9 protein-coding genes are annotated in these 12,533 nt (G+C 71.5%); 8 read left to right on the top strand and 1 reads right to left on the bottom strand.

What is annotated here, in order from left to right:
- Nucleotides 1-4: 4 nt before the first annotated feature.
- The gene (rpmH, locus tag EUS26_RS00225) at nucleotides 5-142 is read right to left on the bottom strand and encodes a 50S ribosomal protein L34 (RefSeq protein ID WP_058892008.1); all 138 of its coding nucleotides are present in this window, start codon (nucleotides 140-142) and stop codon (nucleotides 5-7) included.
- A gap of 402 nt (nucleotides 143-544) precedes the next feature.
- On the opposite strand from rpmH, the gene dnaA reads away from it, so the two are divergent.
- The 8 genes from dnaA (at nucleotide 545) to EUS26_RS00185 (ending at nucleotide 12,516) form a co-directional block, all read left to right on the top strand.
- Entirely contained in the window at nucleotides 545-2,050 is a 1,506-nt protein-coding gene (dnaA, locus tag EUS26_RS00220) for a chromosomal replication initiator protein DnaA (RefSeq protein WP_130011177.1), read from the top strand.
- Nucleotides 2,051-2,529: 479 nt separating this feature from the next.
- The gene (gene dnaN / locus EUS26_RS00215; protein WP_130011176.1) at nucleotides 2,530-3,663 is read left to right on the top strand and encodes a DNA polymerase III subunit beta; all 1,134 of its coding nucleotides are present in this window, start codon (nucleotides 2,530-2,532) and stop codon (nucleotides 3,661-3,663) included.
- A gap of 41 nt (nucleotides 3,664-3,704) precedes the next feature.
- A complete protein-coding gene (gnd, locus tag EUS26_RS00210) occupies nucleotides 3,705-4,799 on the top strand; it encodes a phosphogluconate dehydrogenase (NAD(+)-dependent, decarboxylating) (protein ID WP_130011175.1) in 1,095 nt (364 codons plus the stop codon).
- A 15-nt stretch (nucleotides 4,800-4,814) separates the two neighbouring features.
- On the top strand, nucleotides 4,815-6,071 hold the full coding sequence (gene recF, locus EUS26_RS00205; RefSeq protein WP_130011174.1) for a DNA replication/repair protein RecF: 1,257 nt from the start codon (nucleotides 4,815-4,817) through the stop codon (nucleotides 6,069-6,071).
- Nucleotides 6,068-6,625 (top strand): DciA family protein, encoded by a 558-nt coding sequence (locus EUS26_RS00200; RefSeq protein WP_130011173.1) that lies wholly within the window; start codon nucleotides 6,068-6,070, stop codon nucleotides 6,623-6,625. Before recF ends, EUS26_RS00200 begins: the two co-directional genes overlap by 4 nt.
- 235 nt (nucleotides 6,626-6,860) lie before the next feature.
- Complete coding sequence (gyrB, locus tag EUS26_RS00195; RefSeq protein WP_130011172.1) at nucleotides 6,861-8,972, top strand: DNA topoisomerase (ATP-hydrolyzing) subunit B; 2,112 nt, start codon at nucleotides 6,861-6,863, stop codon at nucleotides 8,970-8,972.
- Nucleotides 8,973-9,025: 53 nt separating this feature from the next.
- Entirely contained in the window at nucleotides 9,026-11,764 is a 2,739-nt protein-coding gene (gene gyrA / locus EUS26_RS00190) for a DNA gyrase subunit A (protein WP_130011171.1), read from the top strand.
- Nucleotides 11,761-12,516, top strand: a complete 756-nt coding sequence (locus tag EUS26_RS00185) for a DUF3566 domain-containing protein (RefSeq protein WP_238148741.1) — start codon at nucleotides 11,761-11,763, stop codon at nucleotides 12,514-12,516. Before gyrA ends, EUS26_RS00185 begins: the two co-directional genes overlap by 4 nt.
- The last annotated feature ends 17 nt before the right edge of the window (nucleotides 12,517-12,533 follow it).

Here is a 12,533-nt window from a genome sequence, read left to right as displayed (position 1 = left end):
CGGCTCAGGCCGAGATGCTGGAACGACCCTTGCGGCGACGTGCGTTCAGGATGCTGCGACCGGCTCGGGTGCGCATGCGCAGGCGGAAGCCGTGCTTCTTGGCGCGGCGGCGGTTGTTCGGCTGGAAGGTGCGCTTGCTCATCACTACTCCGGTCGGGTGCTAACGGTATGGTCGGCGAGGCCGGGTCGGCCGCCAACGGAAGCCCGCGCACCGGGCGGACTCTCCAGGCACGGGCAGGCGAAAGCGGCCGCGAGACGGCCGAGATCACGGTACGGGAGGTCGTCCTCGCCGGTCAAACCGCCGCCGACGCTCTGGAGCCTCGACGGGCAAAACTCCGCATCATGCCGAGGACGCCGGCGTGAGCAGCGGCGACACGCCGACCAGGCCACGATCGGCGGGAGGGGCACTTGCGGCTCGCGGTCCCGGCTTGTTAGCGTCGGCGCTTCCGGCACATGTCCACCGCTTCGTCCACAGACTGTGGACAACATTGTGGATGACTGTCACCACCATCGTCGTCCGTTCGAGAGGGGGCTCGGCCCAGCCATGTCCCAGCCCTCGAGCGACACGGACGACACCTGGGCCCGCGTCGTCTCGGCGCTCGAGGCCAACGGGCTGGGGGCCCGGGAGAAGGCCTTCTTGCGGATCACCCGGATGGTCGGCGTGCTGGACACCACGGTCCTGCTGGCGGTGCCCTACCCGCACACCAAGGAGCTGCTGGAGACGCGGCTGCGCCAGCCCATCGTGGACCTGCTGTCGCGGGAGCTGGAACGGGAGATCCGGCTGGCCATCACCGTCGACGACGACCTGCGCCAGAGCGTGGAGGACGAGGCCGACGAGGCGGACGAGGACGACCCCACGAGCCGCGAGTCGCTCACCCGCCCGGCCTACCAGCCGAGCTCGTCGGCCACCGCGCCCACCGCCTCCCGGGGCGACACCGGACCGACGGGCGCCTCGGGCAACGGCATACCGCGACCGGCGCAGCCGGCCGGCCCTGCGGTGACCGGCGCGGCGGACGAGGCCCGGCTCAACCCGAAGTACACCTTCGACACCTTCGTCTCCGGACCGTCCAACCGGTTCGCGCACGCGGCCTCCCTGGCGGTGGCCGAGTCACCGGCGCGCGCCTACAACCCGCTGTTCATCTACGGCGAGTCCGGGCTCGGCAAGACGCACCTGCTGCACGCCATCGGCCACTACGCCCGCAAGCTGTACCCCGGCGTGCGCGTGCGCTACGTGAACTCCGAGGAGTTCACCAACGACTTCATCAACTCCATCCGCGACGACAAGGCCGGGGCGTTCCAGCGGCGCTACCGCAACGTCGACTTCCTCCTCGTGGACGACATCCAGTTCCTGCAGGGCAAGGAGCAGACGGTCGAGGAGTTCTTCCACACCTTCAACACGTTGCACAACAGCGAGAAGCAGGTGGTCATCACCTCCGACCAGCCGCCCAAGCGGCTGTCGGGGTTCGCCGAGCGCATGCGCAGCCGGTTCGAGTGGGGCCTGCTCACGGACGTGCAGCCACCCGACCTGGAGACCCGCATCGCCATCCTGCGCAAGAAGGCCGCGCAGGAGGGGATGCAGCTGCCGGACGAGGTGCTGGAGCACATCGCCAGCCGGATCTCGACCAACATCCGGGAGCTGGAGGGCGCCCTCATCCGGGTGACCGCCTTCGCCTCCCTGTCCTCCCAGTCCGCGGACGCCGACCTCGCCGCTCACGTCCTCAAGGACATCGTCCCGGGCAGCGAGACCGCCCAGATCACCGTGGCGACGATCATCCGCGAGGTCTCGGAGTACTTCCAGATCACCATCGACGAGCTGTGCGGCACGTCGCGCTCCAGGACCCTGGTCAACGCCCGGCAGATCGCGATGTACCTGTGCCGTGAGCTCACCGACCTGTCGCTGCCCAAGATCGGGCAGGAGTTCGGCGGGCGCGACCACACGACCGTGATGCACGCCGAGCGCAAGATCCGCGGCCAGATCGGCGAGCGGAGAGCGCTCTACGACCAGATCGCCGAGCTCACCGGCCGCATCCGTCGCGCCTCGCAGCGCTGACCCCACCCCGGCAGTTGTCCACACCTGTGGACAACCCTGTGTGTTGCGGCTCAGCGACCCCCGTCGTCACACCCGTCCCCCGCCGCACCACGCCTCGGGTCCTCGAACCCTGTCGTCCGGGTGTGCACAGGGTGTGGAGAAGCTGGGCATCGACGCAGGTCAGGCTGGGGATGGGCAGTGAAGAGCCGCAGCGGTGCTGGGGACCACGAGAGATCGTCCCCAGACCGGCCCGCACCCTCCACCGGCGTCCGCACGGCCTGCGCACAGGGTCGGTGCAGGCCGGGCACGCCCGACGACCTGCATGAAAGCGGTCTCGACAGCAGGTTGTCCACAGCATCCACAGGCCCGATGACGATGACGAGTACCCTTTGACCCTTCGACGATGCTCCTGCGTCCCTGGGGGACGTGCTGCAGCGTGACCCGGGGGTTCGTGGCAGAGTTGCCCCGAAGACCACACAGTGCGGAAGGTTCCAGGTGTCGTGAAGTTTCGTGTCGAGCGCGATGTGCTCTCCGAGGCGGTGGCGTGGGTCGTGCGTGGCCTGTCCAACCGTCCCCCCGTGCCGGTGCTGGCCGGCGTCCTGCTGACGGCCGACCCCGAGGGCACGCTGACCTTCTCCGCCTACGACTACGAGGTCTCCGCGACGGTCACCGTCGAGGCGGAGGTGTCCGAGGGGGGCCAGGTCCTCGTGCTGGGCCGGCTGCTCGCCGACATCGCCCGCAACCTCCCGGGCAAGCCGGTCGAGGTCTCCACCGACGGTGCCAAGGTCTCCCTCACCTGCGGCTCCAGCAGGTTCGCGCTCATCCAGATGCCGGTCGCGGACTACCCGCAGCTGCCGGCGCAGGCAGAGACCAGCGGGTCGGTGCCCGGCGACGTCTTCACCCAGGCCGTCAACCAGGTCTCGATCGCCGCGGACCGCGGGGACACGCTGCCGATCCTCACCGGGGTGCGGGTCGAGATCGACGGCGAGCGGATCACCATGCTGGCCACCGACCGCTACCGCCTCGCGCAGCGTGAGCTGACGTGGTCCCCGGGCAGCTCCGACGCCGACCACGTCTGCCTCATCCCCGCGCGGACGCTCTCCGAGACGGCCAAGTCGCTGGGAGCGAGCGCCGCGGTCGAGCTGGCACTCGGGGCCGCCGGGCGTGGCGACGGCCTGGTCGGCTTCGAGGCCGGGCAGCGCCGCACGACCACGCGGCTGCTGGACGGCGAGTACCCCAAGGTGACCTCGATCTTCCCCTCCTCGGTCGACAGCGTCGCCGTCGTCGACACCCAGGCGTTCATCGAGGCGGTCCGGCGGGTCGCCCTGGTGGCCGAGCGCAACACCCCGGTGCGCCTGCGCTTCACCGACGGCCAGCTGGCGATCGAGGCCGGCACCGGCGACGACGCCCAGGGCAGCGAGGCGGTCGAGGCCACCCTGCAGGGGCCGGAGCTGGAGATCGCCTTCAACCCGCAGTTCCTGCTCGACGGGCTGGGGGTGCTCGGCCAGCCGTACACCCGGTTGTCCTTCACCCAGCCCTCGCGCCCGGCCGTGATCTCCGGCCAGTCCGACCTCGAGGGGGAGGCTGACGACTCCTACCGGTACGTCCTCATGCCGGTACGCTTCGCGGGTTGACCCGACGTCACCAGATCATCTCTCGACCGAAGGAGAAGCAGATGAAGATCGGCATGATCGGCCTGGGCAAGATGGGCAACAACATGCGCGAGCGGCTGCGCCGCGCAGGCCACGAGGTGGTCGGTTTCGACCTGGACGAGAAGCTGCGCGACGTCGACGACGTCGAGGCGATGATCCAGGCCCTGGAGCCGCCGCGGGTGGTCTGGGTCATGGTGCCGCACGGCGAGCCGACCCGCTCGACCGTCGAGCAGCTCGGGGAGCTCCTCGACGAGGGCGACCTCATCATCGAGGGCGGCAACTCCAAGTACACTGAGGACCGCGAGCTCGACGCGCTCATGGAGCCCAAGGGCATCGGTTACCTCGACTGCGGTGTCTCCGGGGGGATCTGGGGGCTGGAGAACGGCTACGGGCTGATGTGCGGCGGACGTGCGGAGGACGTCGAGAAGGCGATGCCGATCTTCGACGCCCTGCGTCCGGAGGGGCCGCGCGAGGAGGGCTTCGTGCACGCCGGCGAGGTCGGCGCGGGCCACTACGCCAAGATGGTCCACAACGGCATCGAGTACGGCCTCATGCACGCCTACGCCGAGGGCTTCGAGCTGCTCATGGCCAAGGACATCGTCACCGACGTCAGGGGCTGCTTCCAGGCGTGGAGCCGCGGCACCGTGGTGCGCTCGTGGCTGCTCGACCTGCTGGTCAGCGCCCTCGGCGACACCCCCGGGCTCAAGGGCATCGACGCCTACACCACCGACTCCGGGGAGGGGCGGTGGACCGTCGAGGAGGCCATCGACAACGCCGTGCCGATGCCGGTCATCAGCGCCGCGCTCTTCGCCCGCTTCGCCTCCCGCCAGGAGAACTCCCCCGCGATGCAGGCCGTGGCCGCGCTCCGCGGCCAGTTCGGCGGCCACGACGTGCGACTGCTCGACGACGCGGAGCTGGACGAGGACCAGAAGGAGGTCCACGGGGGCGCCGAGCCGAAGAAGGACGACTCCGACAGCAAGCAGCGCCCCGGTGCCCGCCAGAACGGCGACGGCGACGGCGACGAGGCGAGCTCGACCCCGGACGCCGGCCCCTCCTCCGGGTCCGGCGCCACCGAGGACGCGTCGGGACCGACCTCGGGCACCGGCGAGGCGCACTGAGCCCACGCGAGCGCGGTGCACCTGACACACCTGGAGGTCAGCGACTTCCGTAGCTACCCCGGTGCCGAGGTGGACCTCGAGCCCGGGGTGAGCGTGCTCCTCGGGCGCAACGGCCAGGGCAAGACCAACCTGGTCGAGGCGGCCGGCTACGTCGCGACCCTGAGCAGCCACCGGGTGGCCCAGGACGCACCGCTGGTCCGCTTCGGCGCGCAGGGGTCGGCGATCGTGCGGGCCAGCGTCGTCCGGGACGGCCGGGAGTCGCTCGTCGAGCTGGAGATCGTGCCGGGTCGGGCCAACAAGGCCCGGCTCAACCGCTCGCCGGTGGCTCGCCAGCGCGACGTGCTGGGCACCCTGCGCACCGTGCTCTTCGCCCCGGAGGACCTCGCGCTCGTCAAGGGCGACCCGGGCGAGCGGCGGAGGCTGCTCGACGACCTCCTGGTCGCCCGGCAGCCGCGCTGGTCGGCGGTCCGGGCCGACTACGACAAGACGGTGCGCCAGCGGGGTGCCCTGCTCAAGCAGGCCGGGCACCTGTGGCGCGCTCCCACCCGCCGGTCCGGAGGTCCGCGGCTCTCGCCCGGCGAGACCCTCGAGGAGGCGCGCGCCGGGGCGCTGACGACCTTGGCGGTCTACGACGACCAGCTCGCGCAGATCGGTGGCGCGCTGCTCTACGCCCGGCTGCGCCTGCTGCGGGACCTGCGCCCCTACCTGGCCCAGGCGTACCGGACCCTCAGCGACAGCGAGACGAGCGCGGAGGCGACCTACCGCAGCAGCCTCGAGGAGGGCACCCCGGTGAGCGCCGCGATCGCGGCCGGTGAGGTCCCCTCCCAGGAGGACCTCACGGCGGCGATCCTGGCGTCCATCGAGCAGGTGCGGGGTCAGGAGCAGGAGCGGGGGGTATGCCTCGTCGGACCGCACCGCGACGACGTGCTGCTGACCCTCGGTGAGCTGCCCGCGAAGGGCTACGCGAGCCACGGGGAGTCCTGGAGCCTGGCCCTGTCGCTGCGCCTCGCCGGGTTCCACCTGCTGCGGCACGACCTGGGCACCGACCCGGTCCTCGTGCTCGACGACGTCTTCGCCGAGCTGGACTCCGGCCGTCGGGAGCGGCTGGCCGGGCTCGTGGCCGACTGCGAGCAGGTGCTGGTGACGGCCGCCGTGCCCGAGGACGTGCCCGAGCAGCTGCTGGGGCCGGGGGGCCGGGTCTTCGACGTGTCCCTCGGCTCGGTCACTGCCCGCGTGCCGGAGGCGGTCGATCAGGCCGCCGCGCAGCCATGACCGCCCGGCCACCCGGGGACCCGACGGACGGCGGCCCGGACGCGGACCCGGCCGCCGGCCCGGAGCCGATGGACGCCGCCCGGGAGGCGCTCTCCCGGGCTCGCCGCACCGCGCGGGACAAGGGCCTGCGGCCAGGGTCGCCGGCACGGTCCCGACGCCGGCGCCGCACCGGCGGCGAGGAGCCCGACCCGCGGGCACGCCGCGACCCGCAGCTGCTCGGCGACGAGATGGACCGCCTCGTCGCCGGCCGCGGCTGGTCCGGAGAGGTGCAGGTCGGCGGGGTGGTCGGCCGCTGGCGGGCCATCGTCGGGGACCAGGTGGCCGACCAGGTCGAGGTCGTCGCCTTCGAGGGAAGCACGCTCACCGTCCGCGCCCGCTCCACCGCGTGGGCGACCCAGATGCGGCTGCTGACCTCGACGGTGCTGGCCCGCATCGACGAGCAGGTCGGGGAGGGGGTCGTCGGCGAGATCGTCGTGCAGGGCCCGGCGGGTCCGCACTGGCGCAAGGGCCCGCTGTCCTCCGGGGGGCGGGGCCCACGGGACACCTACGGCTGAGCAGCGCTCCTGGGGCCCGCGACCCCGGGCGCGTGGGGGGATGCCTGATCGAGGGTCGCTCCGCTCACACGGCCGTGGGGACGGCCCAGACGACGCACGAGGTGCCGCGCAAACTCGGATACGGGCCCCGGAAGGGGTAGACTGAGACGTCTTTGACACATCCACCCGAGGAGCCCCTTTGTCCAGTGCCGGACCAGAGCACGGATCGATCTCCGACGTCCCCGAGGACCCGGCCATGCCGGAGCTCCCGGAGACGGCACCGCAGTCCGGGGCACCGGAGTCGCTGGCCACGGCCTCGGCCTACGACGCCTCGGCCATCACCGTCCTCGAGGGCCTCGAGGCGGTCCGCAAGCGACCGGGGATGTACATCGGGTCCACCGGTGCCCGCGGCCTGCACCACCTGGTGTGGGAGATCGTGGACAACGCGGTCGACGAGGCGCTGGCCGGCGAGGCCGACCGCATCGACGTCGCCCTCCGGGCCGACGGGGCGGTGCGGGTGCGCGACAACGGGCGCGGCATCCCCACCGACATCCACCCGGTGGAGAAGAAGCCGGCCGTCGAGCTCGTCCTCACCCAGCTCCACGCCGGCGGCAAGTTCGGCGGTGGCGGCTACAAGGTCTCCGGCGGGCTGCACGGTGTCGGGTCCTCGGTCGTCAACGCCCTGTCCGAGCGGCTCGACGTCGAGGTGCGTCAGCGCGGCAAGGTCTTCACCCAGACCTACCACCTCGGTGTGCCGCAGGCGCCGCTGGCCGAGCAGGACCCCGTCTCGGACGCCGACCGGCAGACCGGGACGACCATCACGTTCTGGCCGAGCCCGGACATCTTCGACGCCGTCGACTTCGACTACGAGACCATCCGGGCGCGCTTCCAGCAGATGGCCTTCCTCAACAAGGGCCTGACGATCGCCCTCGTCGACGAGCGTCCCAGCGAGGTGGAGGTCGACGTCGACGCGCTGGACGACGACCCGATCGACGGCGAGGGCGAGGCGGACGACGACGGTGCGACGCCCGGCACCGAGCGGGGCACGGGCGGGTCGGGCACGGGCCGCAGCCACACCTACCGCTACGACAACGGCCTGCTGGACTACGTCACCTACCTCAACAGGTCCAAGCGCAGCGAGCCCGTGCACGCCGACGTCATCGCCTTCGAGAGTGCGGACGAGAGCCGCATGCTGAGCCTGGAGATCGCGATGCAGTGGACGGGCGCCTACACCGAGGCGGTCCACACCTATGCCAACGCGATCAACACGCACGAGGGCGGCACCCACGAGGAGGGCTTCCGGTCGGCGCTGACCCGCATGGTCAACGACTTCGCCCGGGACCAGAAGCTGCTCAAGGAGAAGGACCCCAACCTCACCGGAGACGACATCCGCGAGGGTCTCACCGCAGTCATCAGCGTCAAGCTGGGCGAGCCGCAGTTCGAGGGGCAGACCAAGACCAAGCTCGGCAACTCCGAGGTCCGCGGCTTCGTGCAGACCGCGATGTACGAGGAGTTCGGGCACTGGCTGCAGGCGCACCCGCGCGAGGGCAAGGAGATCGTCGGCAAGGCCGTCCAGGCGGCGACCGCCCGCATCGCCGCCCGCAAGGCGCGCGACGCCACCCGGCGCAAGGGCCTGCTGGAGTCCGGCGGGCTGCCGGGCAAGCTGCGCGACTGCCAGTCCAACGACCCGACGATCTCCGAGGTCTTCATCGTCGAGGGCGACTCGGCCGGCGGTTCCGCGGTGCGTGGGCGCAACCCGCACAACCAGGCGATCCTGCCGATCCGGGGCAAGATCCTCAACGTCGAGAAGGCGCGCCTCGACAAGATCCTGGCCAACCAGGAGGTGCAGGCACTCATCAGCGGATTCGGCACCGGGATCGGCGAGGACTTCGACATCTCCAAGGCGCGCTACCACAAGATCGTGCTCATGGCCGACGCCGACGTCGACGGCCTCCACATCCGGACCCTGCTGCTCACGCTGCTCTTCCGGTTCATGAAGCCGCTCATCGAGGCCGGCTACGTCTACCTGGCGCAGCCGCCGCTCTACCGGATCAAGTGGACCAACGCCGAGCACCAGTTCGCCTTCACCGACCGGGAGCGCAACGCCCTCCTCGAGGACGGTACGGCCAAGGGCTGGCGGTTGCCCAAGGACACCGGGGTGCAGCGCTACAAGGGCCTCGGCGAGATGGACTACAGCGAGCTGTGGGACACCACGATGAACCCGGACACCCGGGTGCTGCTGCAGGTCTCGCTCGAGGACGCCGCCAAGGCCGACGAGATCTTCGCGATCCTCATGGGCGAGGACGTCGAGTCCCGGCGCGCGTTCATCCAGCGCAACGCCCGCGACGTGCGTTTCCTCGACATCTGACCGTGCGGCTCCCGCCGTACACCCCACCCGCGTGACCGCATACCGAAGGACCCATGGCTGACGACCAGACCCCCGACCTGCCCGAGATCCCGGACGCGTCCACCGCGGCCCAGAGTGCCGACGCCGCCCTCGAGGCGGCGGTGACCGGCGCCGGTGACCGGATCGAGCCGATCGACATCAACGCCGAGATGCAGCGCAGCTACATCGAGTACGCGATGAGCGTCATCGTCTCCCGGGCGCTGCCGGACGTGCGCGACGGCCTCAAGCCGGTGCACCGGCGGGTGCTCTACGCGATGTACGACGGCGGGTACCGCCCTGACCGCGGCTTCAACAAGTGCTCGCGCGTCGTCGGCGACGTCATGGGGCAGTACCACCCGCACGGCGACGGCGCGATCTACGACGCCCTGGTCCGGCTGGTGCAGGACTGGTCGATGCGGCACCCGCTGGTGCAGGGGCAGGGCAACTTCGGCACCCCGGGTGACGACCCCGCGGCGGCCCCCCGCTACACCGAGTGCCGGCTGCACCCGCTGGCCATGGAGATGGTGCGCGACATCCGCGAGGACACCGTCGACATGGTCGACAACTACGACGGCAAGACCCGCGAGCCCGCGGTGCTGCCCGCACGTTTCCCGAACCTGCTGGTCAACGGCTCGGCGGGCATCGCGGTCGGGATGGCCACGCAGATCCCGCCGCACAACCTGCGCGAGGTCGCCGAGGGCGCGCAGTGGCTGCTGCAGCACCCGGACGCCTCCCGGGAGGAGCTGCTCGACGCGCTCCTGGGGATCATCAAGGGCCCGGACTTCCCCACCGGCGCGCTCATCATGGGCAAGAAGGGCATCGAGGACGCCTACCGCACCGGTCGCGGCTCGATCATCATGCGGGCTGTCGTCGAGGTCGAGGAGATCCAGGGGCGCACCTGCCTCGTCGCGACCGAGCTGCCCTACCAGGTCAACCCCGACAGCCTGGCCAAGAAGATCGCCGACCTCGTCAAGGACGGCAGGCTCACCGGCGTGGCCGACCTGCGCGACGAGACCTCCGGGCGCACCGGGCAGCGGCTGGTCGTCGTGCTCAAGCGGGACGCCGTCGCCAAGGTCGTCCTCAACAACCTCTACAAGCACACCCAGCTGCAGCAGTCCTTCGGCGCCAACATGCTGGCGCTCGTCGACGGGGTGCCGCGGACCCTGCCGATCTCGGCCTTCATCCGGCACTGGGTCGACCACCAGGTCGAGGTCATCGTCCGCCGCACCCAGTTCCGGCTGCGCGAGGCGGAGAAGCGGATCCACGTCTTCCGCGGCTACCTCAGGGCGCTGGACCAGCTCGACGCGGTCATCGCCCTCATCCGCAGCAGCCCGTCGGCGGACGAGGCGCTCAACGGGCTGATGGACCTGCTGGGCATCGACGAGCTGCAGGCCCGGGCCATCCTCGACCTGCAGCTGCGCCGGCTGGCGGCGCTGGAGCGGGCCCGGATCCAGGCCGACCACGACGAGCTGGAGGCGCAGATCGTCGAGTTCGAGGCGATCCTCGCCAGCCCGGCGCGGCAGCGCGAGATCATCTCCACCGAGCTCGCCGAGATCGTCGACAAGTACGGCGACGACCGACGCACCAAGATCGACCTCTTCGACGGGGACATGTCGATGGAGGACCTCATCACCGAGGAGGACGTCGTCGTCACCATCACCCGGGGCGGCTACGTCAAGCGGACGCCGGTGCGCGAGTACCGCGCCCAGCACCGGGGCGGCAAGGGTCGCCGGGGCGCGGCGCTGCGGGCGGACGACGTCGTGCAGCACTTCTTCGTCACCAGCACGCACCACTGGATGCTCTTCTTCACCGACCAGGGGCGGGTCTACCGGTCCAAGGCCTACGAGTTCCCGGAGGCCGGGCCGACCGGCAAGGGGCAGCACGTCGCCAACCTCATGGCCTTCCAGCCCGGTGAGACCATCCGGTCGGTGCTGCCGCTGCGCGACTACGAGCAGGCCCCCTACCTGCTGCTCGCGACCCGCAACGGCCTGGTGAAGAAGTCCCGGCTCACCGACTACGACTCCCCCCGCTCCGGCGGTCTCATCGCGGTCAACCTGCGCGAGGGTGACGAGCTGGTGGGCGCGGCCCTGGCCCACGGCGACGACGACGTGCTGCTCGTCTCCCGCGACGGCCAGTCGGTGCGCTTCCCCGCCGCCGACGAGATGCTGCGCCCGATGGGGCGCGCGACCTCGGGCGTGACGGGGATGAAGTTCCGCGGCGACGACGAGCTGCTCGCGATGCAGGTCGTCGCCGACGGCACCGACCCCTACGTCTTCGTCGTCTTCTCGACCGGCATGGCCAAGCGCACCTCCGTGTCGCAGTACCGTCTCCAGGGCCGTGGTGGTCTGGGCATCAAGGTGGCCAAGGCCACCGAGAAGGCCGGGCCGGTCGTGGGCGCCCTGCTCGTCGAGGAGTCGGACGAGGTGCTGGTGCTCACCGAGCGCGGCAACGTCATCCGGTCCGCGGTCGGCGGTGAGCGCGGGGTCCGGGTGACCGGGCGCGACACCAGCGGTGTCCGCTTCGCCAACCCCGGCAGGGGCGACGCGGTGCTCGCCATCGCCCGCAACGCCGAGGCCGCCGCCGAGGACGAGCTGGAGGAGGCCGCCGACGCCGTGGAGGCGCAGGTCGACGGCGCGGATGCGACGGTCGGCGGAGCCGATGGCGTACCGTCGGGTCAGGGCGAGGACACGCCGTCGGCGGGCGACGACGTCGCCGGCGACGTCGGGAGCCCCGAGACCGGCAGCACCGAGAGCACGGAGGACGACGGCGCATGAGCAGCACTGCGGGCCCCCCGGGGTCCAGCTCCTCCACCGACGACACCCAGGTGCACCCGCAGGCGGGCCCCGGGCCGGACAGCTCCGCCCAGGAGCGTGGCTCCTCGACGTCCCGGGAGGGCGACGACGACCGGTCGGCGGCCGCGAAGATGAAGGACGGGGCGCTCGCCCGCACCGCTCAGGGCCGCGACCTCGCGGCCCGCAAGGCCCGCGCCCTGCGCGGGGCGACCGCCGGGCTGGCCTCGGGGTCCGCTGCCGGCGCGAGCGCCGGTCGCGGAGGGTCGGCGGCGCGCGGCGCCGCACCCCGGGACGGAGCGGTCGGGAGCACCGCGCGCACGTCGGGCAACCGCCCGCCTGGTCGCCCGGCCCCCCGTCGCGGTGGCCCGCGACGGGTGCGCCTGACCGCGCAGCGCATCGACCCGTGGTCGGTGCTGAAGATCAGCTTCCTCGTCTCGGTGGCGCTCGGGATCTCCGGGGTCGTCATGGTGGCCGTGCTGTGGACCGTGCTGTCGGGGATGAACGTCTTCTCCACCATCAACGGCTTCCTCGCCCAGATCACCAGCGGCGAGGCCAGCGGCCCGACCATCGACCTCACCGACTACCTCGGCTTCAGCCGGGTCATGGCGCTGTCGGCGGTGCTGGGCGTGCTCAACGTCTTCCTGCTCACCGCGCTGGCCACCCTGTCGGCGTTCCTCTACAACATCTGCGCAGCCCTCGTCGGCGGCGCCCAGGTGACCCTCTCCGACGAGTGAGCCGAGCCCCGGCCGCC

Origin of the sequence: Serinicoccus sediminis (assembly GCF_004153545.1) — a bacterium.
GTDB lineage: Bacteria > Actinomycetota > Actinomycetes > Actinomycetales > Dermatophilaceae > Ornithinicoccus > Ornithinicoccus sediminis_A.
The sequence above is the reverse complement of the archived record's forward strand: the minus strand, read 5'-3'. Positions and strand labels throughout refer to the sequence as shown.

Coding starts and splice junctions, on each gene's coding strand:
- gyrA (WP_130011171.1), top strand. CDS start 9,026: ATGGCTGACGACCAGACCCCCGACCTGCCCGAGATCCCGGACGCGTCC.
- rpmH (WP_058892008.1), bottom strand. CDS start 142: ATGAGCAAGCGCACCTTCCAGCCGAACAACCGCCGCCGCGCCAAGAAG.
- EUS26_RS00200 (WP_130011173.1), top strand. CDS start 6,068: ATGACCGCCCGGCCACCCGGGGACCCGACGGACGGCGGCCCGGACGCG.
- gyrB (WP_130011172.1), top strand. CDS start 6,861: ATGCCGGAGCTCCCGGAGACGGCACCGCAGTCCGGGGCACCGGAGTCG.
- dnaA (WP_130011177.1), top strand. CDS start 545: ATGTCCCAGCCCTCGAGCGACACGGACGACACCTGGGCCCGCGTCGTC.
- gnd (WP_130011175.1), top strand. CDS start 3,705: ATGAAGATCGGCATGATCGGCCTGGGCAAGATGGGCAACAACATGCGC.
- EUS26_RS00185 (WP_238148741.1), top strand. CDS start 11,761: ATGAGCAGCACTGCGGGCCCCCCGGGGTCCAGCTCCTCCACCGACGAC.